Source organism: Paenibacillus sp. DP01 (assembly GCF_044784315.1).
In the GTDB taxonomy this organism is placed as follows: domain Bacteria; phylum Bacillota; class Bacilli; order Paenibacillales; family Paenibacillaceae; genus Paenibacillus; species Paenibacillus polymyxa.
The window spans coordinates 2,440,321-2,464,886 of sequence record NZ_CP173059.1; the positions used below are offsets into that span (position 1 = coordinate 2,440,321).

Below are 24,566 nucleotides of genomic sequence, written 5' to 3' on the forward strand. Positions count from 1 at the left end.
AGTCTGTCATGAGCTCGTTTTTAACGAAAAGACTGACGTACATGATTATTATTTTGTTGGCCGCTTCGATGATGATTTTTTTTCTGTATGCCATGACACCGGGAGATTTCATTAGCGGTAATCTGAAGCTGTCGCCGGAGAGAAAAGCGGAGCTGAGGGAAATTTACGGGTTGAATAAGCCTATTCTTGAGCGCTACGGAAACTGGCTAGGCAATGCGCTGCATGGTAATTTCGGCTATTCGCTCGCTCAACAGAAACCGGTGCTAACCTTATTTAATGAATATATCTGGAATTCATTCTTGTTGGCCATTGTATCCACCTTCCTGACCTGGCTGATTGCAGTCATTATTGGTGTGGTTGCTGCTTACAAGCAGTATTCATGGTTCGATACGCTGGTCATGGTGGTGATTTTTGCCGCGATGTCTGTTCCCTCTTTTTTTATCGGACTGTATCTGATCAAAATTGCGGCGGTCGATCTGAAATGGCTGCCACCGGGCGGGATGCTCAATACGGGCAGTAACGCTACAGGCATGGAGTATGTGAAGGAGGTTCTCCAGCATATGACCTTGCCGGTGATCGTGATGACACTGCTGGGCTTGGGGTCGCTGACCCGTTACTTCCGCAGCAATATGATCGACGTGATCCAGCAGGATTATATCCGTACAGCTCGTGCAAAGGGCTTAAAGGAAAGAAAGGTGCTTTTTACACACGCATTGAGAAATGCACTATTGCCTGCCATTACGCTCGTTGGCTTTGAATTGCCTGCGCTGTTTGGCGGATCTCTGATTATCGAAAAGATTTTTAACTGGCCCGGGATCGGTCAGCTGTACATGCAGTCTTTTTCGCTTCGGGATTATCCGCTGCTGATGGGCTTTACGATGCTGATTGCCATATTGAGCGTGATCGGGACGCTGTTATCCGATATTTTGTATCGCATTGCTGACCCGCGTGTGAAAGTGTAAGAAGGAGGCTATGGAATGTCATCCGTGAGCAGTAATTTGAGCAAGAGCAACCGCAGACTGCGATTAAATGCCAAATCTTCAATGTGGCAGCAAGCGCTCCGGCAGCTGTTCAGAAACAAGCTTGCTATGGCTGGGCTGCTCGTCGTGGTATTTATGTTTTTGCTCTGTTTTATCGGTCCGTTATTTTCTCCTTATTCCGATAACAAAACGAACATATTAATAATGAACAAGGCGCCGAATATCCATCACTGGCTAGGAACAGACAAGCTGGGACGGGATGTGCTGACACGTGTGATGCAGGCAGGTCAAATTTCTCTTACTGTGGGTTTGGCTTCTATGGTGTTGTCTGTCTTTTTAGGAGCAACGCTGGGGGTTATATCCGCCTATTTTCGCGGAATTGCGGATCAAATCATTATGCGCATTGCCGATTTGCTGCTGACTATACCCAGTTTGCCATTGCTATTTATTATGGGTGCGCTGTTATCTGACTGGAAGGTTCCGCCTGATCAACGGATGTATATCGTCATGTTGATGCTGAGTCTGGTCAACTGGCCGGGGATTGCACGGATGGTGAGAGGTCAGATGCTTAGTTTGCGAGAACGTGAATTTATGCAGGCAGCGACGGTACTAGGACTATCGAATCGCCGAAAGCTTTTTAAGCATCTGCTGCCGAATATTTTGCCATTGTTGATCGTTATCGCTACATTGAACATTGGCGGAGCCATCCTGAGTGAATCTGTACTCAGCTTCTTTGGTCTTGGCGTGTTGCCCACGACACCGACTTGGGGCAATATGATTGATGCCGCCAACAATGTACTGGATTTTCAGCAACGACCTTGGTTGTGGATACCACCAGGCCTGTCTATTTTTGCAACAGTCATCGCTATTAATATTTTTGGTGACGGGCTGCGGGATGTACTCGACCCGAAACATAAGAGGTAGGTGATCATGCACCATGGACAATTTACTTTCCATTGAACATTTAAGCACTCATTTTTATACAGAAGAAGGAACGGTCAAAGCGGTGGATGATATCAGCTTTCGCGTGAAGCCGGGGGAGACGGTATGCATTGTCGGTGAATCGGGCTGCGGCAAAAGTATTACCGCCATGTCGATCATGGGCCTGATTCAGAGTCCCGGTGGTAAAGTGGCAGGTGGAAGTATCCGTTTTGAGGAAACCGATCTGCTAGAGCTTAGTAGAAATGAGATGCGCACGATTCGCGGACATGAAATCTCCATGATTTTTCAGGAGCCGATGTCTTCATTAAATCCGGTGATGACCATTGGTGAACAACTGTCTGAGCCACTGATTGAGCACTTAAAGATGGGCCGAAAGCAAGCTCGCAAGCGGGCGCTAGAGCTGATTGAACAGGTCGGCATATCCCGACCGGAGCAGATTTTAAAAAGCTACCCCCATGAACTGAGCGGAGGGATGCTACAGCGAATTATGATTGCTATTGCTGTTTCTTGCGGACCCAAGCTGCTTATTGCGGATGAGCCGACCACGGCACTAGATGTAACAATTCAGGCACAGATTCTCGACATGCTGCGTGAATTTAAAGCCCAATCCAATATGTCGCTCATGCTAATCACTCATGATCTGGGTGTTGTTGCGGAGATGGCCGATTATGTAATCGTGATGTATGCGGGCAAGATCGTCGAGGAAGGCGAAGTGGTGCAGCTATTCAATCACCCCAAGCATCCCTATACACAGGGGTTGCTCAAGTCCAAACCGGTGCTTAATCAGCGCCAAAAGGAGCTGTATTCCATCCCCGGACAGGTACCTAATCCACTGGAGCTGACGACTTCCTGTTATTTTCATGACCGCTGCGGGCATTGCATGGACATTTGTCGTGTAAAGGAGCCTACATTAAAAGAAGTTTCAGCTCAGCAGAAAGCATCCTGCTGGTTGTATGAGGAGGCGGTTGTTTATGGCTGAACCGTTGTTGGAAATAGACCGTTTAAAAACATACTTCCCGGTGAAGTCCGGTTTTATGAATCGTACTACAGGGCACGTGCGGGCAGTAGACGATATAAGCTTTACGATCCGTCAGGGTGAAACCTTCGGTCTGGTGGGGGAATCGGGGAGCGGTAAAAGCACGGTGGGCCGCACAATTGTCAGATTGACGGATAAAACAGATGGTACCGTAAAATACAAAGGGGTGGATCTCCACGGCTTGTCGGCCAAAGGGATGCAGGAACTTCGTCCTAAAATTCAGCTGATCTTTCAAGACCCGTACAGCTCGCTGAATCCGCGTGTACGGATCGGAGATGCCATTGGTGAGGCGCTGCTCGACCACGGTATAGCTACCAAAGATGAGGTCCGGCAGATCGTGCTGGACGTACTTAAGCTGTGTGGATTGTCGGAATATCATATCGACCGTTTCCCGCATGAATTTTCGGGAGGTCAGCGTCAACGGATTGGCATTGCCCGCGCGCTGGCGCTTCAACCGGATCTGATCATCGCTGATGAGCCGGTGTCAGCGCTGGATGTGTCCATACAGGCGCAGATTATTAACCTTTTTGCCAAATTGCAGGCCGAGCGGGGTCTGACATATTTGTTCATCTCCCACGATTTGAGCGTAGTTGAACATTTATGTTCTCGTATTGGCGTGATGTACCTAGGCTCTATGGTCGAAACAGCTTCGCGTGACGAGTTATTCGGCAATCCGCTGCATCCGTATACGAAGGCGTTGCTGTCGGCTGTGCCTATACCAGTGCCGAAGCTGAAAAGAGAACGTATTTTGCTCAAAGGGGATATTCCAAGTCCGGTGAATCCGCCTTCGGGCTGCAAGTTTCATACGCGCTGCCCCTTTGCAATCGACCGCTGTTCTCAAGAGATTCCATTCTATCGTGAAGCTCGCCCAGATCACTGGGTGGCTTGCCATTTGGCTGAATGAACGAAGTTAACTCAGCAAGTTTTGTGCCGTTGTCACGGCAGACCGTTCACCGCAATGAAACGGTTCTGCTAGAGCAACGGCTTTTTGCTGTATAGTGTTTTGAAATGTTTGAGTTGACAATCTACTTGAAGCAGAGGTATATTAAACATTAATCGTAATTATTACTATTAAAATGCAAAAGCATGTCCATATTTGTGTCCTTCCGTCCCGCGATCGCGATGGGGAACCTTTATGATTGGCATATATAACAAGGAGGAATTGTACATGGCCAAGAAATCGAAAGTCGTAAAAGAGAAGAAACGTCAGGAAATTGTAGCGAAATATGCGGATTTGAGACGTGAATTAAAAGCAAAAGGGGACTATGAGGCTTTGCAAAAGCTTCCTCGGGACTCATCCCCAACCCGCTTGAAAAACCGTTGCGAGCTGACAGGCAGACCGAGAGGATACCTGCGCAAATTCAAGCTGTCCAGAATTGCGTTCCGCGAGCTGGCCCATAAAGGCCAAATTCCAGGTATTACGAAATCTAGCTGGTAATTTAGAAACCGATTAATTATTTGTATGTTTATCTGATAGCAGGTTGTAACGAGAATGCTTCATGCCAGTAGGGTGGCGTGGAGCATTCTTTTTAGAAGGAATATATTATCATTTGTATTGATTCTCCTCAGTTGGTTAGGTAGAATATGGACGGGTTAAAAATAATACATAACAAGCGATTACATAATGTGGATATGTCAGATTATGTATACCTCAGGAGGAGCTACAAGATGGAAGTGAAACAGAGAGAGGACTCCTTTTGGAGTATGGTCAAAAAAGGAAATAAATCTTCAGGCTCAGCAGCATTGGGTAATACCGGCATTGCCCTGATTAAGGGGATTGCTTTTGCCTTGACAGGCAGTGGCTCTATGTTTGCTACGATGATGCATTCCATTGCGGATGCAGTGAACCAAATGTTTGTATTTGCGGGCAGTGTATTGGCAGAGAAAAAACCTACGAAACGGTTTCCTACTGGCTTTGGACGGGTAATTAATCTTTTTTGTATGGTTGCTGTTATTGTCGTAACGATTATGGCCTACGAAACTGCATTGGAAGGAATTCATTTGCTACAGCATCCGGCTGAATCTGCACAAGGATTTTGGATTAATGTAGTGGTGCTGGTTTTGTCATTGGCGGTTGACGGATTTGTATGGAGCAAAGCAATGAAAGAAGTGCTGCATGAATCCAGAGTGGAAGCGAAGGGGCTAAGTATTTTTACTTCTGCCTTTCGTCATGTGGGACGTGCTGCGCCACCAACCCGTTTGGTATTCTATGAGGATTTGGTTGCAACGACAGGTGGGGTACTCGCCCTGCTAGCTGTAGTGGTCACATCGCTGACAGATTTTAAGTTGCTGGACGGAATTTCGAGTATTCTCATCGGCTGTCTGATGGTCGGTGTAGCGTTCCGGGTCGGTTATGACAACATGGTGGGCTTGATTGGTGTATCAGCACCTCCCGATATCGAAGAACGTGTGGCTTCCATTATCCTGGCAGATACACATGTGACCGATATTTCTCAAATGCGTATTTTGCAGGAGGGGCGTTACTATCACGTCGAAGGGGTAATTGAGCTTACTTCGGGCATGACGCTGGCCGATGCTGATGATATCAAATTTAGAGTCGAGGATGCTCTGCTGCGTGATCCTAATATTTCAGATGCCGCATTGGGGATTCTAGAGGATGACGGGATTAGAAACTGGAAACAAGAGAAGCCTAAAGCTTAGAAAAATGGACCAAAGCGAACCTGGACGGAGCTTAAGAATGTAAATAAGAACCTTCATGACCACGACAACGTGGCGTGGAGGTTCTTTTATATTTTTCCAATTGTATTCCTACCCCTTTGAATTTAGGCTGATTGTTAGATACAATGAAAGCGTTAACAAAAAGAGGGTGAAACGAATGCTTCTCATGGGGAGGAAATGCGAATGAGTCTTCTGAAGGAGGCTTGGCCTGCTTCGCGGCTCGTCAACGCGCTGGCTGGCGGAGTGCAGGGTTCAGCAAGACAACGGTTAAGGAGCAATTGGACCCAAAGGCTACGGGCAACTGTCGATAAACCGGCATTCGCCGAGCTTTGGAAGGACATCGAACGCATCTGCAATGATGTTCGGGAAGCGCCTTGGCCTGAACTACCATTGTCTCTGTTCCGGCAATTTGCTAATACAGGGGAGCGCAAGCCGTATGAGGATGTATACTTCGAACGGCGCGGACGACTAGTTGCTATCGTGCTGGCAGCTGTTGCCGATCCGGTGCCTCGGAAGATGAAAGAGGTGGAAAGCGGACTGCTGGACATATGCAGCGAGTACACTTGGGCGCTTCCTGCACATGTCAACGAAGAGGACACTGTAACACCGCCTTGGCAGCAGGTGGATTTATTCGCGTCCGAAACAGCGCAAATGCTGGTTGAAATTTTATTGCTGCTTGGAGAAAAGCTGGCTGATCACGTAGTCGTTCAGGTGCACAAAGAGGTTGAACACCGTGTACTGGAACCTGTTTTTTGGCAGCCTCATCATTATGATTGGGAAACGGCAGAGCATAACTGGTCGGCAGTATGCGCTTCGGGTTGCGGAATTGCTGCATTGCTGCTGGCAAAAGACGACTTTTCCAAAGCGGTAGCCATCGAGCGTATGCTGGGCGCACTGGATTGTTTTTTGGCAGGCTACAGAGAGGACGGGGGATGTCCCGAAGGCGTAGGTTATTGGGTGTATGGCTTTGGGTACTTTATATATTTTGCCGATATGCTACGTGAGTTTACCGAGGGAGCTGTGGATATTTTGAACTCGGAAAAGGTAAGGCAAATCGCAGCCTTCGCAGAACGGGTCCATTTGTCGGACGGTATTTTCGCTAATTATTCAGATAGTAGTGAAACTGAACGGTTACCTTCCGGACTCATCTCTCATGTGAATTATTTGCTAGGACGCCCATCTACACTTCCTTTTCGCGTACCTGGTTTGTTGGAAGATCCGTGTCGCCGCTGGGCTCATGTATTGCGTAACCTAGTCTGGACGAATCCCTTGGTGTATGGATGCGGTGAAGCCGAAATCGATTATTTGCCGCAACTCGGCTGGTTGATGTGCCGTAGCCTCAGTTCTAGTCATCATGGATCTGGGGGGCAGCAGGATCATTCAGATGCCGTACTTGCTTTTTCAGCCAAGGGTGGGCATAACAATGAGCCGCACAATCATAATGATCTTGGACATTTCATCCTTCATGGTGGTGGCGAAAATTTACTCTGTGATCTGGGAGCAGGCTTATACACGAAAGCCTATTTTTCACCGGGACGGGAGTCGATTATCAATATTTCCTCCAGCAGCCATTCCGTGCCTATTATCAATGGGACCGCGCAGCAATCCGGGGCAAAGGCAAGGGCGGTCGTGCTGGATGTTGCTATGGATGAGCAGGAGGGAGCACAGAAAGTTACAAGCTTTAAGCTCGACTTGACATCTGCTTATGCTGTAGATGAATTGGCTGTTTTCACCCGTTCTTTTGCCTGGAGTGTACTGGAGGGAAACGAGGGAGCAAGGCTTACTGTCACAGATCATTTTGAGTTTGAAACGTCTAGTATGAACGTGAAGCCGTGGGATGTGGAGGAGCTTTTGATCAGCCGTATTCAGCCTAATACAGGAGCAGGCTTCGTGGAATGGAAGGGAACGAATGCAGTGGTTAGGCTAGATTATGATGCTGGCGTGCTGAGGCAGAGGCTGGAGGCTGTGAAGCATATAGATCATGACGGAGTGCCCTTTGTATTTTATAAGACATCGCTGCACCTGGACTCCAATCGCTGGAGCGGCTCAGCAAGTGTCGATTGCAATCTATTTTTTACCATACATCAATCTTCATGTTGAATGGGAGGCATACAGAATGAATAAGCTTCAAACAGGCAGCGTATACCCTTGGCAGACGGAACTGGAGAGATTTATACAACAGGTGGAAAGCGCACCAAACAGAGAAAATGATGGATGGACTCACGAGCGTAAGCTGGCTGTGCTGGAAAAGCTGGTTCGTGCATATGCCTTGTATCAAGATGAAAACGGAGCTATCATTGACCCTCATTCTGAAAGTGAACGGTATTACTCCACCCCATCCTATGCGTTGGCTGCGGCTGTGCTGGTCAAAGAAGGCCGGCATGATTTACTCGAATCTGCTGCTGCGGCCTTAACGCATAGCATAGCCTGTGTAGTGGACGAAAAAGCGCCAGATCATCACCCGGACTTTTTTCCAATTATGATGATGGGGGCGTATCGTATCCTTAAAAATCTGCTGCCAGAGCAAGCCACGGCTTGGAAGCAGCAGTTGAGCAGGATTCAACCTGAGCAGACTTACATTTTTACGATGAGCAAAATGAAAAATCCAAACCGGATGATCAACTGGAACGCGATCATGATTTCCGGCGAGTTTTTGCGTGCCACTGAAGGGATTGCAGCCGATTCTGAGTGGATGGGGACGTATATCCGCAACTACCATTTACCTCGCTTTACCAGTTTGGGGCTGTACCAAGATGGTCCGTTGGATCGGCCCAATAGCCCATTCGCCTACGATATTGTTACACGGTTTCATCTGGGCGTCATGATGGAGAGCGGATATAATGGCGGCTGTGCTCTCGAAGTGCGTGACTACCTTCGCAGAGGAGCACTTAGCTCATTGCTGACTTTATCCCCGCATGGGGAAATTCCTCCGCGTGGAAGAAGCGCGCAGCACCAATGGAACGAAGCTGCAGCGGCCTTTGTTTTTACAACACATGCACAGCAGGCGTATACAGCAGGCGAGCATGGGCTTGCAGGTGCATTTCGGCGGGCAGCAGATCTATGCTGGCAATCCATTAGCCGATGGCAGACCGATGATGGCAAGCTGCATATCGTCCGCAACCATTATTCGTCTGAGGCACGCCATGGCTTTGAGGTGTACTCGAATCATACCTGCTACAGTCTGTGGACGGCAGCGGTGCTGGCCCATACCCTCCTACATGGGAAGGAGATTGATCGTATTCCTCCGACCTCTATCCCGGCGGAGATCGGCAGTCGGGTGTTGGCAACGGACGGCTGGTTTCAGACCGTCATTGCAGCTGTAGACGGGCAGCAAATGCTTGTTCAGACCTCAATCAACGATCCGTACAATATTCCGGGCATCGTACGTATTCAACGTTCTGCGCTGCCGTCTCTGATCGGCCCATCCTCAGCAGGACACGCAGATCGCGGCTTTACGGGTTTCGCGGAGGGAGATATTTTCCCGCTGAGCTATACACCAGCCTGGCAAACCGAAGACGGAAAATGGCACAGCTTGTCAGAAGGAATCCCCGGTACATTGGAGTTCGATCGTGATGGAGGGATTGATCCGCAGGATGGCGGAGGAAACGTACAGATGGAGCGCAGCTCAGCGTCTGATGGAGAGACAGATTTCACTCTGCTGTGGGAAGGTCCATTCCCGGGGGTGAGGGAAATCCGAACGCATTATCGTCAGGTGCCCGGCAAAATTGAAGTGTCGTATGAGCTTCAGGGCAATATTCAGAATGTGGGGGCACTTATTCCATTGATGGCGTATGACGGTCGGGAACGAAGTGTGATTCATCATGTGATGGCAGCCGGGGAAGAAACCGAAAGCATTCGCGTAGAATATGCGGGCGCAAGCCTTGAAGTTATCCCCACAACGGAAGGAACAAATGTGGTATGGCCAGAAGAATTGACCTCCGTAGCCTGCCGAAATGGTTTACTTAAGGGAGCACGTCTGGAGCGTGGAGGCAGTCGCATTTCCTTTATCATTCGGTTACCTGAATAGATGTTCGGGAGACATAGTTATCTTCAATCCTGTGGAAAGGGAGATGGAAAAAGGAATGACAAAATCAGAAGCGTGGCTGGAGCAATCGTGGGAGCTGGCATTGGATAAAACGCTTGCCTTGGCGGCAAGACTGGGGGACGCCTTTCCACATGTTGCAGAGGGTGGCCGTTATGATAATCGTGAGGAAGCGTGGTGGACAGCAGGCTTTTATCCGGGACTGCTATGGCTGGCCCATCGGGCACGTCCTGATTGGGAGTCTGCCAAAATTGCACAACGGTGTGAGGCCCGGTTGGAAAAAATACTCTATAATAGCGAAGCTGTAGACCATGATCTCGGTTTTATTTGGCTGCTCAGCGGTGTTGCCGCCCATCGGTTGACTGGAGATTCAGAGTCCAGAAGACGGGGGTTATTGGCTGCTAATTTGCTGGCTGCCCGTTTTAACGTAAATGGCCGCTTTATTCGCGCGTGGAACTTCCACTCGAAGGATATGGATACACGGGGTGTTGCGATTATAGACAGTATGATGAATTTACCCTTGCTCTATTGGGCCTCGGAGGAAAGTGGAGATCCACGCTTTGCGGCTCTCGCTGTCCAGCATGCAGATACCGTGGCACGTGAGTTCGTTCGTTCGGACGGCTCCATTGCGCATGTGGTTGAGTTCGATCCGGAGATTGGAAAAAAGGTCGCTGAGCATGGCGGACAGGGATTTGCTCCCGGTTCCGCCTGGGCACGTGGCACGTCTTGGGCTTTGTACGGTTTTACGCTTTCGTATGGATACACACGCGATTCGCGTTATTTAAAGGTGGCCGAGAACACGGCTGACTTTTTCCTGTCCCAGTTGGGCGATGCTTGTCTGCCTGTATGGGACTTTAGAGCAGAAGAAGGACACCGCGAAGCATGGGATTCGTCAGCTGCGGCCATTGCAGCTAGCGGTTTGCTGGAACTAGCAAAATATTCGGCACGTGCAGAGCAATTTACAAAAGCTGCAGAATCCATCCTTCAGGGTTTGCATCACACGTGTACGGCATGGGGCGAAGAACATGAGGGATTGCTGATGAACGGAACCGTACATTATCCTGAGCAAAAACACATCAATGTGCCCATCATCTACGGCGATTATTTCTTTGTCGAAGCATTGGCAAAGCTGCGTGGTGAGGAAGGTTTGTTTAGTGTGGAGGGCAAAAAATATAGTGAGTAAGATGGTCAGGAACAAGCTCATTCGAGCTGAGTTGTTGCTTGTCAAATCGATATAATAAATAGTGAGGCAGCGTATGTGTAAACTCATTTACACATACGCTGTTTTTTTTATGCGTGAAAAGGCTGATTTTAATTCGATGCCAAAGTACTACGTGTAGGTAGATAAGAGACTGTAGCAGCGCTTATTTCGTGCCTAATCAGAGTAAAATCACGGTATATAAGCTCTTAAATCCTATGAAAATGTCCATTTTAATGCATAGAAATAGGTCTTTTCACTTGTTTATGAGTGTTTATTCGTAAATTGACAATTCAGGGAGGTGGCCGTATGATATCTCCTTGGGCAAAGGGATAAAATGGATTTTAACGAATGCAAAGGAGTTATATCATTATGACAGTGACAAGTGATAGTGTGAGAAAGATTTATGGAGGATTTTGGATAAGAACGGCAGCGTTTATGATTGATCTAATCATCCTTACTGCCATAATCCTTTCAATAGGGGGAGCAATTTACATCATCCCAGATATTTTGGGTATAAAGGAGACGGTGTTCATACAAATGCTGCTTTTGTGGTGGCCGCTAATCTTTTGGCTCATGGTGCCATGGCTTTACTGTGTATTATGGGAGTCGTCGAAGGTAAGAGCAACACCAGGTAAGCTTGTGTTCTCTTTAGTTGTTGTAGATAAGGAAGGAAAGCGTCTTGGATTCTTACATGCCTCAGGGCGTTATTGGATTAAAGCCATTTCTTTTGTGATTTTACGTCTTATTTACATTGTGGTCGCTTTTACTGCGAAAAAACAGGGAGTCCACGATCTTTGTGCCAGCACCTTAGTTGTAAATAAAAAAGAGTTGCAGCGACATGAGCAGCAATCGTCCCTACCTCCAGTAGCTTCTAATAGAATGAATTAAGGAAATCGCCGTTGCAGATGATGGGACTATTATGTAATATAAAGTAAATGATAATGATTATCATTTTCTATGAAACTACATAGCTTGGAGGATACATCATATGCAACATATAAAAATATCGCCTCGATTCCCCGTGCTGACGAGTGTAATGCTCATTATAGCCATTGTACTTTCAGCTTGTAGCTCACAAGAAAATGGTGCCCAAACTTCCCTTATGGCAGGACAGGCTACAAACAGCACGGATCAAAAGGAAATGGCATCTACAACGCCGACCACCCGGGAATATACAGACTTTCAAAAACGTAAAGTCACGATTCCGGTAAATCCGCAGAAAATTGTTTATGTAGGCAGTGATCCAGGGGATTTGCTTGCCTTGGGTGTACGTCCAGCAGGTGCGAGTCTGAGTGTCATTCAGTCACAAATAGTGTACGCAGACCTTACCAAGGATATTATCGATATAGGCTCCCCGGTGAATCTGGAAAAGCTGACGATGCTGAAACCGGACCTTATTCTTTTCGATAATTGGGATGTAAAGACGATTGACACGTTAGCTAAAATTGCACCTACCGTGGTTCTTAATTCCGAATTGGCAACTTTTGAACGTATGCAGGAGCTAGGTAAACTTCTTGGGAAAACTAAAGAGGCAGATCAGTTTAAAACCTTATATGACGAGAAGGCCAAACAAATGAAGGCCAAGCTGGATGTTGACATTAAGCCGGGAGAGACAGCAACAGTGCTGTTAGTTATGGGGGATAACCTGTATGTTATGGGACATCAGGGTATATCCGTGTCGTTGTATGATATGCTCGGCTTTATACCAGCTTCCAAGGTACAGACAGACTTGATTGATAAAAAAGAGCGCTTTGCTACCATTTCTAACGAGGTACTTCCTTCATTTATCGGGGATGAACTCTTTATTCTGTCGGATCAGAGTGAAGAAACAATTGCAACGGCCAGAAACCTGATGAATAGTGAAGTGTGGAAAACGATTCCTGCCGTTCAGAATAAACGGGTATATACGCTTGACAGCTCGTGGAATTTTGATGATGCCATTACGAGAGAACGATTGCTGGAACAAATTCCAGATTTGATGAAGCAAAAGTAAACAAGGAACCAGCCAGTGCCTGAAAGCATTTGCTGGTTTCTTTGTTTTTTCATTATGGCAGTGTAACGTCCTCACAAACAAACCCCTCGACGTCCTATCTTTTATAGAATTTCATGAAAAATAAAAAATGTAAGTTATTCTTACAGTTTACATGTTCTTTTTAGCTTGTTTTGCGTTATAATGAAAGGATGCACATTATGAACGAATTGGAGGCACAGCCCGATTGACTACTTACCCTTTTGCCTTTGATCCGTCCAAGCCGTTTATTGAGCAGGCAAGTGACTGGATTGCAGATGTATTTTACGAAGTTTTGCCTGAAGTCGGCTTTGAGGTTCGGGATGAACAAATTTATATGGCATTCCAGCTGGAACGTGCCTATAAGGAAAAAAAGACCATTTTTGCAGAAGCAGGTGTAGGCACTGGCAAAACGCTGGTATACCTGCTGTACGCTATTGCATATGCCAGATACATGAGAAAACCGGCGATTATCGCCTGTGCGGATGAATCATTGATTGAACAACTGGTGAAGCCAGAAGGAGATATCGCCAAGCTGGCACGGTACTTAAGCTTGACGATTGATGCTCGATTGGGGAAGTCACCGGATCAATATATTTGCCTGAACAAGCTGGATGAGGGGCGAAGCGGACTGGATGAGGACGCAGATGTTTTCCGCGATATTTATCAGGGTCTGCCTGATTTTGTTCATTTTCCAGATACGTTACAGTCCTTCACTCCATACGGGAACCGGAAAGAGTATCCCGAGCTAACAGATGGACAGTGGAGCAGACTGGGATGGGATGTATTTCAAGACTGTCTCGTTTGTCATCAGCGCCATCGTTGCGGACAGACGTTGTCTCGTGATCATTACCGCAAAGCGGCAGATCTGGTCATCTGCTCTCACGACTTTTACATGGAGCATGTATGGACCTACGAAGCGAGAAAGCGCGAGGGTCAACTGCCGTTGTTGCCAGAGCACAGCTCTGTTGTTTTTGATGAAGGGCATTTGCTGGAGACAGCAGCACAAAATGCGCTTACTTACAAGCTTAAGCACACTCAATTTGAGTCTATTATTACCCGACTGCTAGAGGGGGAAGTGCGGGAATCTCTGGCTATGACGATCGAGGATGCAATCTCCCAAAGCGAGGCATTGTTCGCCGCGCTCAATAAGAACAGTCAGCCAGTACAGGGGTCTAATCGCAAGGAGTTTATCCTGAATGAATCGTTGATTCGGGAGGTGAACCGTTTTGGTGAACTGATCGGCACGATCGAGGAAGAGCTTGTGTTTGAAAGCGGGTTATTCTCTCTGGATGAGTATCAAGTCAAAATTGTAGAAGAACATTTGGAAATGATTCAAACTGCTTTGGCTTTGTTTAAGCGTCCTGAACTTCTCATCTCGTGGGTGACGGAGGACCAGGATGGATTAACGCTTGTGGTTATGCCGAAGATGGTAAAAGAGATTCTCAAAGAAAGAGTATTTGCGCAGCATATTCCAATCGTATTCTCTTCGGCTACACTTTCCGTGGAGGGTTCATTTGATTATATGGCGCAGAGTCTGGGTATTGAAAACCCGTTAACGTTTTCCGTCGCTTCACCTTATGACTACAGTGATCAGATGCAAGCGGCATTGTACCCGTTGCAAGCGGGACATAATCCAATCCAGAGAGCGCTGACGCTACTGAAGAAATCGCAGGGAAGAGCGCTTATCCTGTTTCCTTCTCAGGAGGAACTGACTGCCTTCCAAAGAGGACTCGCTGCTTACCCAGAGGCATCTGCCTATCGTTTTCTGTATGAAGGTTCGGCTGAAATCAGCCATCTGATCTCCGCTTTTCAGAATGATGTGGAGAGTGTGTTGTGCGCTGTTACATTATGGGAAGGATTGGACATCCCTGGACCATCCCTGTCACATGTTATCATCTGGTCGCTGCCATTTCCTCCGAACGATCCGGTTTTTACGGCTTTGCGCAAGGATGCAGCAGATCCGTTCAATGAGATAGATATGCCTCACATGGCACTTAGGCTCCGACAGGGCATAGGGCGTTTAATCCGCTCGCGTAATGATCAGGGCTGGATCTCGATCATGGGTCACGATTTGAATCGTCCAGAAGTACGCACACAAGTTGAACAACTACTGCCTGCAGGTGTAGAATGCACCGTAATTGAAGGAAAACCGGAGGGAATAAAAACATGTTGAATTTTACAGCATATACAGTAGATCAAATTAAAGATGCTTTTGGTATTTTGAGTGGACAGCGTTATGAATTTATCATTGAGATAGAGGTAGAGGAAGACGACGAGCTATACACTGAAAACGGAATATATATCCGTGCTCTTTATTTAGTAGACGAAGGAAAGACAGGACTGCTGAAGTATGAATTGTTTGAAAAAGCAACGGATCGTTACATCGAGCTTGAACTTGAAGAGGATGAGCTGCAAGCAGTTGAAAACTTCTGTAAAGAACATGTACAGGATGGAGCAGTAAATTAACAGTAAGGGCACATGGCTAGCACAGCTATATATAGCAACCTATAATGAGGACATCAAGGAGCCTTGGCAATGACCAGGCTCCTTTTTTCTATGACCAGTGAAGTGAACCTATGTGCTCTAACGCAGTCTGTCCCACATATTCACCATAAATAGCATAATACCCGCTGCCAGTAAGACCCATCCTATGACGCTCCACACTCCAGCCTCTACAATCGCGTAATTTTTACCTATAATCGCCAATATCAACACTGGCAGACTGATGTTATGTATCCAAAAATGGATACGTGCCAAAATCGTAACTGAAAGTGCAGGAAAGGCCACATAGATTAGACCTATGATCCCAAGAGTCGTCCAACCCAGTAAATGGATATGAGACTGAATAGGGGACAGGCTATAATCACCCGACACGCCAATGATTGCACTGAGCAGCGCACCGAGGGCAAAATATACGGCAGCTATCTTTAAGCATTGCTTACCCATAGATAGCATCCTCCTATGTTAGAAAAGGGAATTTTGAGAGATTATTCTCCATCATATCGAGGCAGGATATCAAGGGTGTGGGTGTTGTGACTGGTCCATTTGACAAAAGCTTCAAATACACATAAAATCTTATTGCATCAATACTTACCGCATTACTATGTTTTTGGAGAAGACAGCGAATTTCTCCGACAATGGGCGCTAATTTTTGACCGTTGGTTTATTTTGGATTCGCCATTAAAAGGAGCTTGAAATTATGAATGTATATCGCAATACCCTTGAACTCATAGGGCGCACGCCATTAGTGGAGCTGAATAGCTATTCTCTATCCAGAGGAATTCGCCTGTTCGCCAAGCTGGAGTTTATGAATCCCGGCGGCAGCGTGAAGGACCGGGTGGGAAAGGCTCTAATTGAAAAAGCATTAAAGACAGGCCAGTTGAAGCCGGGCGGGACTTTAATAGAAGCAACAGCAGGCAATGCAGGTATTGGTCTTGCGATGGCCGCGCTTCATTATGATATCTCGGTTATTTTTGCTGTGCCAGAGAAGTTCAGCCAGGAGAAGCAGGACCTGATGAAGGCATTGGGAGCACGGATCGTTCATACCCCGACAAGTGAGGGGATGAAGGGAGCCATTGAAAAGACAAAGCAATTGGCTGCTGAAATCAAAGACGCATACTTGCCACAGCAATTTAGCAATCCTGATAATCCAGAGGCTTATTATACGACAATGGGACCTGAAATTTGGAACGATCTGGACGGTAAAGTCGACGTATTCGTGGCAGGAGCAGGCTCGGGGGGCACATTTATGGGAACCTCGCGTTACCTTAAGGAGCAAAATGCAGTGATTAAAACGGTCATCGTAGAGCCTGAAGGGTCTATTTTGAATGGTGGCGAGTCAGGCCCTCATAAAACAGAAGGAATCGGCATGGAATTGATCCCTGAGTTTGTAGACAAAGGCTATTTTAATGCCATTCATACCATTAGCGATGTGGACGCATTCAACCGCGTCAAGGAATTGGCGGAACGTGAGGGTATCCTCGTTGGCAGTTCCTCCGGTTCAGCCCTGCATGCTGCTTTACTGGAAGCAGAGAGCGCACCGGATGGTGCACATATTGTTACCATTTTCCCAGATAGCAGTGAACGTTATCTGAGCAAAAAAATATATGAAGGCGGGATATAAAATGAGACGCAAAACAAAACTGATTCACGGTGGACTCCCTACCGATCCTCATACTGGCGCGGTTAACGTTCCTATTTATCAGGTAAGTACTTATGAGCAAGAGGAAATCGGTGTTCATAAGGGATACGAATATTCGCGTACAGGTAACCCTACCCGGTTTGCGCTGGAAGAGCTGATCAAGGAACTGGAGGAAGGCAAACGTGGTTTTGCTTTCGGTTCGGGTATGGCAGCGATTCATGCAGTATTTTCTTTGTTTAAAGCAGGGGATCATATTTTGCTGACCGATGATGTATATGGGGGCACTTATCGTATTGTAAGTAAAGTGCTTAGTCGGATCGGGATTGATTCCACATTTGTAGATACAACTGATCTGGAGGCTATTTCCAAAGCAATCCGTCCCAATACGAAGGCATTGTACGTCGAAACACCAACGAACCCGCTGTTGAAAGTTACTGATATTCGCGCAGTTTCAGAACTGGTGAAAAAGCATGAGCTTTTGTTGATTGTGGACAATACATTTGCTACCCCTTATTGGCAGACGCCAATTACACTTGGGGCTGACATCGTCGTTCACTCCGCAACCAAATATTTGGGTGGACACAGCGATGTTGTAGCCGGTTTGGCTGTAGTCAACAGTGAAGAGCTGGGCGAGCAGCTTCATTTTCTGCAAAACGCCATTGGTGGTATTCTCGGCCCGCAGGATTCCTGGTTATTGATCCGCGGTATCAAAACCTTGGGTCTGCGTATGGAAGCAATCGAGAAAAATGCAAAGGAAATTGCAGCCTTTTTGGAAAAGCATCCGAAGGTTAGTAAGGTGTACTACCCTGGGTTGGAAAGCCATGCACAGCACGAGCTGTCCAAAACTCAAGCTGAAGGCTTTGGCGGCATCATTTCGTTTGATGTAGGTAGCGATGCCAACGCGGTTGCCCTCCTGAAAAAAGTGCAGTATTTTACACTGGCTGAGAGCCTGGGAGCGGTTGAAAGTCTGATTAGCGTTCCCGCACGTATGACGCATGCCTCCATTCCCGCAGAACGTCGCGCAGAGCTAGGTATTACCGAGGGCTTGGTACGGATTTCGGTTGGGATTGAAGATCTGGAGGATTTGATCGAAGACTTGCAATCAGCATTGTAAGAAAATAAGCATAATGATCCAGAGAGGTGGCAGAAGCTGCCTCTTTTTTTGTTGTGAGAATAGCTTCTTTTTTGGAAAGCACAAAGGAGTACATAGAGGTGACAACGAATAGTTTTATATAGTTCATTTGAAGGTTAAACCGAATATAACGCGGCTACGTCTCTGAGGAAACAAAAACCTGGAGGGGGAATGTTATGAGGTTCACACATCTGGAAAAGGCAACTACTGTGCTGTTGGATCATCCGGTACGTCTGGCGTCTGCTTATGCAGTCGGTCCAGTCGAGCTTCCGGAAAATTGTGGTGTGGGCAGGGAATGGTCTAGTCATTTTACGCATGAGGAATGGAATTTGGAAAAGGCTTGTAGTGAAGATGGAATTGAGCTTTCAGCAGGGGGAAGGGCAGCATGCCGGTTATTGACCGAGCTTGATCCCCGGACCTCTGAACTGAATCTAGGTGTTTTTCCGCCTTTGGCTGAACAAGAAAGACTTTTGCTGGTTTCAAATCTACGTTGTATGACAGCACAGGAAGTGATTTTCAGACCGTTTGAAGGAACTGGACAAATTTGGATAGATGGAACATTGGTATATGCAGAATCTGGACCCTTTCGCTTATATCTGGAGGAAGGTGACCACACGGTCGTTATCATTGCTGCGTTTATTCCTGATGAGGCTCGTTCTATTCGTATCAGTGGAAATCAGGTATGCGATGAACCAGATGTGATAGAACTGCATCGTGAATTCGTAGAGCGTAATATACGTAATCATATGGCTTGGTTAGAAGTTGAGCAAAGTGCTGGCAGGGAAGGAAAAAACAGCCCGATCCTATTTTACTTGCTGCGTAAGGATCGGATACTTCTTCCCTCAGATCAAACGTTATGGGTCGAGGTAACGAATGATGAGGGTATGAAGCTGGATCGGTTTACAGCCCATTGGGAGCAGGAGCAAAGCTACGCCTGGGATGAGGAGAAGGCCAGGAAGACGGGAATGCTGCACTTCACCGTTACATATCGGGATCATGAGGCCGTAGAACATCATTTTGTGTATTCGGTACTTGTGCGGCCTTTGTCAGTCGTCGTGGAGTGCTTACAGGAAGAGTATGATCATTTCATTCAAGTCTGCGCTAAAGACGTTCTTCATTCTGCGCAGAAAATACAAATAGAGGGCCTGCTTGAGGAATTAAAAAGATTAACGGATTTGCCGGAAGATCCTTTTGAAATCTGGGATTCACGGGTGGTGCGTGAATATATCAAGCTATTAAAACAAATTTTTATGCATGGACATACTGAACAGTCACAGCACCCATCGGTGCTCCAGAAAGAACATATTTTTTTGACGGCTGACGGCATTGGCGAAGGTTTTTTTGTCTCCCGTTTGGACAATAGTTTACAACGGTATACAATCCAGCTTCCCAGCAACTACACGGCTGAGCGACGGTATCCTCTGATCGTTCTAATGCCTGGCAAGCGGTATGAGCTGGGACTGCCGGATTTTCAGGATAGAGGTTTTGGGCAGGGCTGGGAAGACGAAGCTATATTTGTTACTTTTTCGTGTCGTGGCGTTACGCTGGGCAGTTATATTGGAGAAGCAGCTTTTTTGGAGGGACTAGATGTCATACTGCGAGCGTACCGAGTGGACGAAGAACGTATCTATCTGACGGGTTACTCGAATGGCGCATATGCTGCCTGGGCGATGGCACAGGCTTATCCTTCTCGGTTTGCAGCTATTGCAGTAATCTCAGGGGCGCCACATCCCAAGCATCTGAAAAATTTGATCAATATGCCAATATTAGATGTATGTGGTGACCAGGATTATTTATTTGCCCAAGCATACACAGCTCCTGTAACAGAGCTTTCATCGAACCATTTTAAAGGTGTGATAGAGCGACAGTCTAATCATTGGGATACGCATGAGTTAAGACTTTTGGACGGCATACTGGGTTGGCTTATGCAATGGAAAAGAGATGTTGTGCCTCAGCGTATTGCCTATCGGACGGAACGGGGCAGACATAATCGGGCTTACTGGCTGGAACTGACGCGCATGGATGAAAACGAGGAATATGCGGAGTTGTATGGCGAAATGAGCTCCACTGGTGAATTGGATATTGAGGCTGTTCACGCAGAAGAATTTGTGATTCATCTCTCGCAAGAGGACATGTCCTTGGAACTCGCTCAGGTTCGTATTGGAGCTCGCATTTTCATGTTGGATTTACGAGAATACAGCCGCTTTCGCTTTGTTAGAACACACTCGCACAAACGCCCCTCACCTGAATACCGTTTGATTGCTGAACGGGAGGGAGAGAGCAGTGAAGACTCCACCAAAAATGCGGATGCAGCTAAGAGTATTGCGGGTTTGCAAAGCGTGGGAAGAAATGGTGCTAGTCACGGTATGGGTGTACTTGACGTTTATATGGATCGACTTCACATCGTTCTTCCATCCAGCTATACTACATCAGAGGAAGAGCAGGCAGTGAAACGAACGGCGAACGCCTTGGCTAGCCCACGAACAGCGACTTGGAATCCGTACATTGGTGTTCATTATCCTGTGGTCTCTTCTAAAGATATTTCAGAGAAAGAGCTGGCTGAAAGCAACGTGATTTGTATCACTTCAGGCTTGTCCAGACATGAGCTGCTTCAGAAGTATCAAGCGCATCTTCAAATTGCATGTACCGAGGACGGGTATGCATGGGGTGACGATTTTACGGCAGGCGATTACTGTTTGTCATATATTCAGCCTAGTCCATGGTCTGCAACCCAGCAGATGCTTGTCGTAGCGACCAATTCACCCCGTCTGCTGGGTAAAAACCTTTTTATGCGCAGACTGATTATGCCCGGATATTTTAATGGTCTACATCCGTATTTGAATAAAGAGATTATTGTGTATGATAGCAAGGGAGTACGAGCATTTAACTTTACTTCCATTAGGCATGCGCAGCATAAGCTACAAGGCCAATGAAAGATTCAAGTGTGTTTATCATAACCCATATTAAAAAAACGTCTTGATGCACCTTGGGACTGACCCCTGTTTGTGAGACAGGGATCAAAACACCTTTCAAGTTTAGGCAGCCAGTCGTCGGAAATCTACGGGCGACTGGTTATTTAGTTTCGTTTGAATCCGAATTGAGTTATAGAGGGTGATGTGGTCTCGAACGGTCTATACAACGATTCCAATCGTTGTATAGATGAGATCTTCAAGGTAGAACGTTTCAGACTTTAAGGTGGAATGAAACGATTCGATGGGGGCATGATCAGCGGGCGTTCCTTTACGGAACATGCTCATGGTCATGCCTTTTCTCATTACTGCTGCTTGATAAGCGGTGTGACGGATATACGCTTCCCTGGTCGTTATGAAGCAGCATTTTTGTCAGTTTTGGAAGTTGATTCAGCGTATTCAAATAGGTGATGTCTGTGACGAGCTTTTGCAGGAGCGCTTCGGCATGGAATTGCCGCTTTAGTAGATTTTCTGCTGGATGAGCGGGCTGCCCAGTGACCTTTCGTTTCTTCATCCTCACGCGGCACTGTAGTCCATCACGCTGCATCATCCGCTGAACCCGTTTGTGATTCATTTTTTGCTCTGCCCGAAGGAGTGCGGTTTTCCGGTACCATACCGAAATTTATGACGGATGCAAAGCTCACTGATTTTCTCCGCCACAGCTTCTGTGTGCTCTGTCTCCACGGCTGCTTCCAGCGGTAGTAGGTCGCTCTTGCGATCCCGAGCCATGAACAAGCCTCAGACACTGACACTTCGTCTCGAATGGATTCAATCCAGGCAACGACGACTTCTGGTTCCACCTTCCACTTCCTTGTACTTTTTTAGCAGGTCCAATTACTGCTTCAGACGATGCACTTCCCCTTTTCGATACCGCCTCATCCATGTTTTTTTCTGTGTCTTATTCCGTATTCCAACTGCTTCATAACCTCTCTTACTGGAACTCCTGCCAATCTCATTTCTTTTTTTCATTATCGAGAACACGAATTACGCACACCTTCTTATATTTTTTTTGCAAATGAATTTCCGAATGATTCAGACCTATCATGCAATATAACTTCTCGATCCGCCAAGCGAAAGAGGGTGGGCTAACAGCGGTTAGAACGTAGCTTAGCAAGCACGTCATATAAGACAGTTTACAGTTTGTCATGCGGTATATGTGACAGGTCCAAGTACGATGTCATCAAAAGCTTGGCGGTTTTATCACTGTTCGATTTAACAATATTGGAGATAAGGTGAGGGGGTAAAGCAGAACAACATTCTAAGATAATAGGAGCGATTGCGTTATGAAATCATTCACCATTCGAAAAAGAGTGGCACTTACTTTGGTAGCTATATTGGCGGGTACACTGGCTAATGGAACTGTCCACGCAGAGGGTCAGACGGCAACTTATCAAGCTATCGATAAAGCTGCCAATATCGACAAGATTCACATAGAAATATCATTTCAGTTTGACAATTTCAATAAAATTTGTCGATTAAAATAAGAATGAGGGATGGTTGGATCAATGTTGCTTCGTTTACGCAAATCTTCAATGCAGGCGGCCTGGATGGTGTGGGAAAGAGGGTTCGAGTGGATTTCACGCTTTCGCGGCTCGCATACATCGCACTTTGGAATTTGCAAAGTCATGATTAAGAAACACCGAGGGGAGAGCATCGTCTGTGCGGACTCCACCATCATTGATAAAGGCGATCTGGTCGGGGAACTCCATCTCAATAATGAAACGATTCTGACGCTGATCAAATCCGAAGAATCAGACCGCGCGGCGCTCGTGGCGGCCCGGCTTACACGGAAATCCATGCAGCAGATCAGCGAGGCATTCGCAAGTCAGCCGGAGTTCAGAGAGGTGAAGGCGTTAGTCGGCATTACGCTGCTTCATCGTGGTTTGATACATGGTCTTGGTTTCGAACAACAACCGATGAAGTCCGATCTGCTTCAACGCATTACAACGGCTTATCTACGATTATTGTTATCCGTCATGCACCCTGAAGGCAAGAAACGGATTGGCCGCAAGACCGAAAAATTGATACCGATGATGCTGATTCACTCCCGCAGCTCGTTGAGGAAGCGATTTATGACGGTGAAGAGGCAGTCCGTTTCAAAGGAGTTATGTCTACCCAAACCATGCTCCAATTAATTAAAACAAAAGAAACTAAGAGCGTGGTGAGTAAGTTCTTGGAGGGCGGTATGGAGTTGGAACACAGCGAGTGGGAACCCATACCGCCCGGAGGCAACCTATTTTTCATCATGCTCTGTAACAAAGGCGGGATAGGCATTCATGGATAAAATTATGGAATTTTTACAGAACTTCGGAGCGACGGGACTTTTCATTCACGCTATACTTGATGCGATTATTTTCCCCATCCCGGCGTTCTTCCTGCAGCTTTCTTTAAGCGCGGTGCAACCGGAGTCGGCTTTATGGCTCGCTACGGTTGGATTTGCAGGAAGTCTGCTTGGGACACCGATCGGTTATGGGATCGGCAAGGTGTCGGGAAAGCATGTTATGGGCGGTGTAATGAAGAAAAAATGGCTGGATTCGGCAAGCGACTTATTTGCCCGCCGCGGCGAGGCCGCAATCCTGATCGGATCGTTCACTCCGATCCCGTTTAAAATATTTACGATTTTATCCGGATGCATGAATTATCCGTTATGGAAGTTGCTCAGCTATGCGGCCATTGGCCGAGCGGTGAAGTTTTATGTAGTCGGTTTTCTCTTCTATATATATGGCCGCGCGGCAGAGAATATGGTGAACCAAGTTCTCACGATTACGCTGGTGGGCGTTGGTGTAGCGATTGCTGCAATATGGTTCTTGATACGGAAGCTGTCTGAGTGGAGGAAGATAAGGAATGAACATCAGTCAATCGAAAAAACAGGGAACGGAGGTGAAAAGCAGGATGCAGTGGATAAGGCGAATTGATCAAACGATGTTCTTCTGGTGCAACCATCGGCTGAGCAGTCGGACCCTGGACCGATTGTTCGGATGGATTACCCATTTGGGCGGAGCTTTGTTTACCATCATTTGCGCAGTGTCCTTGGCATGGTTCGCCGAGGGGGAGTTCAGCAGAATCGGGCTACAAAGCTTGATCGCACTGGCCGTTAGCCATATCGTTGCTGTCCTGATCAAGAAAAAGGTGCGCAGAGACCGGCCTTTCCGCAAGCTGGAGCAGGTAAAGGTAGGCAAATTCCCGTTGAAGGATTATTCCTTCCCGTCCGGCCATACAACCGCTATTTTCGCCTTGGTTACACCTTTTATGTTGGCCTCATCGCCGGCAATTATGCTTGTCTTGATTGGTCTGGCCTTGTTGGTGGCCATATCCCGGGTTTATTGGGGCTATCACTATCCGATCGATTGTGTGGCTGGTGGGATGGTCGGATTCCTAACGGCGGTGCTGGTTGTTTTGTTCATGCATAGTTAAATTTCACGAGGGAGGCGAT

General features: G+C 47.0%; 24 protein-coding genes. 20 read left to right on the plus strand and 4 right to left on the minus strand.

The annotated features are described in order from the left end of the window. Nucleotides 1-8: 8 nt before the first annotated feature. From ACH59B_RS11085 to ACH59B_RS11145, 13 genes are all read left to right on the plus strand, one after another. On the plus strand, nucleotides 9-962 hold the full coding sequence (locus ACH59B_RS11085) for an ABC transporter permease (protein ID WP_090886983.1): 954 nt from the start codon (nucleotides 9-11) through the stop codon (nucleotides 960-962). Between the two features lie 15 nt (nucleotides 963-977). Then, nucleotides 978-1,904 carry an oligopeptide ABC transporter permease gene (gene opp4C, locus ACH59B_RS11090; RefSeq protein ID WP_107734166.1) on the plus strand — a complete coding sequence of 309 codons (927 nt, stop codon included), beginning with the start codon at nucleotides 978-980 and terminating at the stop codon, nucleotides 1,902-1,904. A gap of 13 nt (nucleotides 1,905-1,917) precedes the next feature. Beyond that, a complete protein-coding gene (locus tag ACH59B_RS11095) occupies nucleotides 1,918-2,901 on the plus strand; it encodes an ABC transporter ATP-binding protein (protein WP_019687089.1) in 984 nt (327 codons plus the stop codon). After that, entirely contained in the window at nucleotides 2,894-3,862 is a 969-nt protein-coding gene (locus ACH59B_RS11100) for an ABC transporter ATP-binding protein (protein WP_263560252.1), read from the plus strand. Before ACH59B_RS11095 ends, ACH59B_RS11100 begins: the two co-directional genes overlap by 8 nt. A gap of 264 nt (nucleotides 3,863-4,126) precedes the next feature. Continuing rightward, nucleotides 4,127-4,396, plus strand: coding sequence for a 30S ribosomal protein S14 (rpsN, locus tag ACH59B_RS11105; protein WP_016821123.1), 270 nt, complete (start codon nucleotides 4,127-4,129; stop codon nucleotides 4,394-4,396). 230 nt (nucleotides 4,397-4,626) lie between these two features. Beyond that, nucleotides 4,627-5,619: a cation diffusion facilitator family transporter gene (locus ACH59B_RS11110; RefSeq protein WP_016821124.1), complete on the plus strand. Its 993-nt coding sequence runs from the start codon at nucleotides 4,627-4,629 to the stop codon at nucleotides 5,617-5,619. A 201-nt stretch (nucleotides 5,620-5,820) separates the two neighbouring features. Further along, the gene (locus tag ACH59B_RS11115; protein ID WP_404303738.1) at nucleotides 5,821-7,737 is read left to right on the plus strand and encodes a heparinase II/III family protein; all 1,917 of its coding nucleotides are present in this window, start codon (nucleotides 5,821-5,823) and stop codon (nucleotides 7,735-7,737) included. A gap of 16 nt (nucleotides 7,738-7,753) precedes the next feature. Next, nucleotides 7,754-9,664, plus strand: coding sequence for a glycosyl hydrolase (locus tag ACH59B_RS11120; RefSeq protein ID WP_404303740.1), 1,911 nt, complete (start codon nucleotides 7,754-7,756; stop codon nucleotides 9,662-9,664). A 55-nt stretch (nucleotides 9,665-9,719) separates the two neighbouring features. Then, on the plus strand, nucleotides 9,720-10,862 hold the full coding sequence (locus ACH59B_RS11125; protein WP_117289548.1) for a glycoside hydrolase family 88 protein: 1,143 nt from the start codon (nucleotides 9,720-9,722) through the stop codon (nucleotides 10,860-10,862). A 387-nt stretch (nucleotides 10,863-11,249) separates the two neighbouring features. Continuing rightward, nucleotides 11,250-11,768 (plus strand): RDD family protein, encoded by a 519-nt coding sequence (locus ACH59B_RS11130; protein WP_016821127.1) that lies wholly within the window; start codon nucleotides 11,250-11,252, stop codon nucleotides 11,766-11,768. A 100-nt stretch (nucleotides 11,769-11,868) separates the two neighbouring features. Next, nucleotides 11,869-12,873 carry an ABC transporter substrate-binding protein gene (locus ACH59B_RS11135; RefSeq protein WP_404303743.1) on the plus strand — a complete coding sequence of 335 codons (1,005 nt, stop codon included), beginning with the start codon at nucleotides 11,869-11,871 and terminating at the stop codon, nucleotides 12,871-12,873. Between the two features lie 223 nt (nucleotides 12,874-13,096). Next, entirely contained in the window at nucleotides 13,097-15,064 is a 1,968-nt protein-coding gene (locus ACH59B_RS11140; protein WP_404303745.1) for an ATP-dependent DNA helicase, read from the plus strand. Then, nucleotides 15,058-15,357: a DUF6509 family protein gene (locus ACH59B_RS11145; RefSeq protein ID WP_019687094.1), complete on the plus strand. Its 300-nt coding sequence runs from the start codon at nucleotides 15,058-15,060 to the stop codon at nucleotides 15,355-15,357. Before ACH59B_RS11140 ends, ACH59B_RS11145 begins: the two co-directional genes overlap by 7 nt. A 117-nt stretch (nucleotides 15,358-15,474) precedes the next feature. Here the strand turns inward: ACH59B_RS11145 and ACH59B_RS11150 are convergent, their stop codons facing one another. Next, nucleotides 15,475-15,837 (minus strand): hypothetical protein, encoded by a 363-nt coding sequence (locus tag ACH59B_RS11150; protein WP_090886962.1) that lies wholly within the window; start codon nucleotides 15,835-15,837, stop codon nucleotides 15,475-15,477. 253 nt (nucleotides 15,838-16,090) lie between these two features. Here ACH59B_RS11150 and ACH59B_RS11155 point away from each other — a divergent pair, with 253 nt between their 5' ends. From ACH59B_RS11155 to ACH59B_RS11165, 3 genes are all read left to right on the plus strand, one after another. After that, nucleotides 16,091-17,014 (plus strand): PLP-dependent cysteine synthase family protein, encoded by a 924-nt coding sequence (locus ACH59B_RS11155; protein WP_404303747.1) that lies wholly within the window; start codon nucleotides 16,091-16,093, stop codon nucleotides 17,012-17,014. Nucleotide 17,015: 1 nt separating this feature from the next. Beyond that, complete coding sequence (locus tag ACH59B_RS11160) at nucleotides 17,016-18,146, plus strand: bifunctional cystathionine gamma-lyase/homocysteine desulfhydrase (protein ID WP_044785680.1); 1,131 nt, start codon at nucleotides 17,016-17,018, stop codon at nucleotides 18,144-18,146. Between the two features lie 194 nt (nucleotides 18,147-18,340). Continuing rightward, a complete protein-coding gene (locus tag ACH59B_RS11165) occupies nucleotides 18,341-21,097 on the plus strand; it encodes a PHB depolymerase family esterase (protein ID WP_404303750.1) in 2,757 nt (918 codons plus the stop codon). Between the two features lie 102 nt (nucleotides 21,098-21,199). On the opposite strand, the gene ACH59B_RS11170 is transcribed toward ACH59B_RS11165, so the two are convergent. From ACH59B_RS11170 to ACH59B_RS11180, 3 genes are all read right to left on the minus strand, one after another. Beyond that, entirely contained in the window at nucleotides 21,200-21,280 is an 81-nt protein-coding gene (locus ACH59B_RS11170; RefSeq protein WP_373888227.1) for an IS3 family transposase, read from the minus strand. 124 nt (nucleotides 21,281-21,404) lie between these two features. Continuing rightward, nucleotides 21,405-21,647 (minus strand): hypothetical protein, encoded by a 243-nt coding sequence (locus ACH59B_RS11175; protein ID WP_376739985.1) that lies wholly within the window; start codon nucleotides 21,645-21,647, stop codon nucleotides 21,405-21,407. A 22-nt stretch (nucleotides 21,648-21,669) separates the two neighbouring features. Further along, nucleotides 21,670-21,933, minus strand: a complete 264-nt coding sequence (locus ACH59B_RS11180) for a helix-turn-helix domain-containing protein (RefSeq protein ID WP_080942653.1) — start codon at nucleotides 21,931-21,933, stop codon at nucleotides 21,670-21,672. Between the two features lie 483 nt (nucleotides 21,934-22,416). On the opposite strand from ACH59B_RS11180, the gene ACH59B_RS11185 reads away from it, so the two are divergent. The 4 genes from ACH59B_RS11185 (at nucleotide 22,417) to ACH59B_RS11200 (ending at nucleotide 24,547) form a co-directional block, all read left to right on the plus strand. After that, entirely contained in the window at nucleotides 22,417-22,617 is a 201-nt protein-coding gene (locus ACH59B_RS11185) for a hypothetical protein (RefSeq protein WP_244944262.1), read from the plus strand. Between the two features lie 21 nt (nucleotides 22,618-22,638). Next, nucleotides 22,639-23,268: a YkoP family protein gene (locus tag ACH59B_RS11190; protein WP_126665641.1), complete on the plus strand. Its 630-nt coding sequence runs from the start codon at nucleotides 22,639-22,641 to the stop codon at nucleotides 23,266-23,268. A 153-nt stretch (nucleotides 23,269-23,421) separates the two neighbouring features. Then, nucleotides 23,422-24,048 (plus strand): YqaA family protein, encoded by a 627-nt coding sequence (locus tag ACH59B_RS11195; RefSeq protein WP_117289546.1) that lies wholly within the window; start codon nucleotides 23,422-23,424, stop codon nucleotides 24,046-24,048. Next, on the plus strand, nucleotides 24,026-24,547 hold the full coding sequence (locus ACH59B_RS11200) for a phosphatase PAP2 family protein (RefSeq protein ID WP_016821141.1): 522 nt from the start codon (nucleotides 24,026-24,028) through the stop codon (nucleotides 24,545-24,547). Before ACH59B_RS11195 ends, ACH59B_RS11200 begins: the two co-directional genes overlap by 23 nt. The last annotated feature ends 19 nt before the right edge of the window (nucleotides 24,548-24,566 follow it).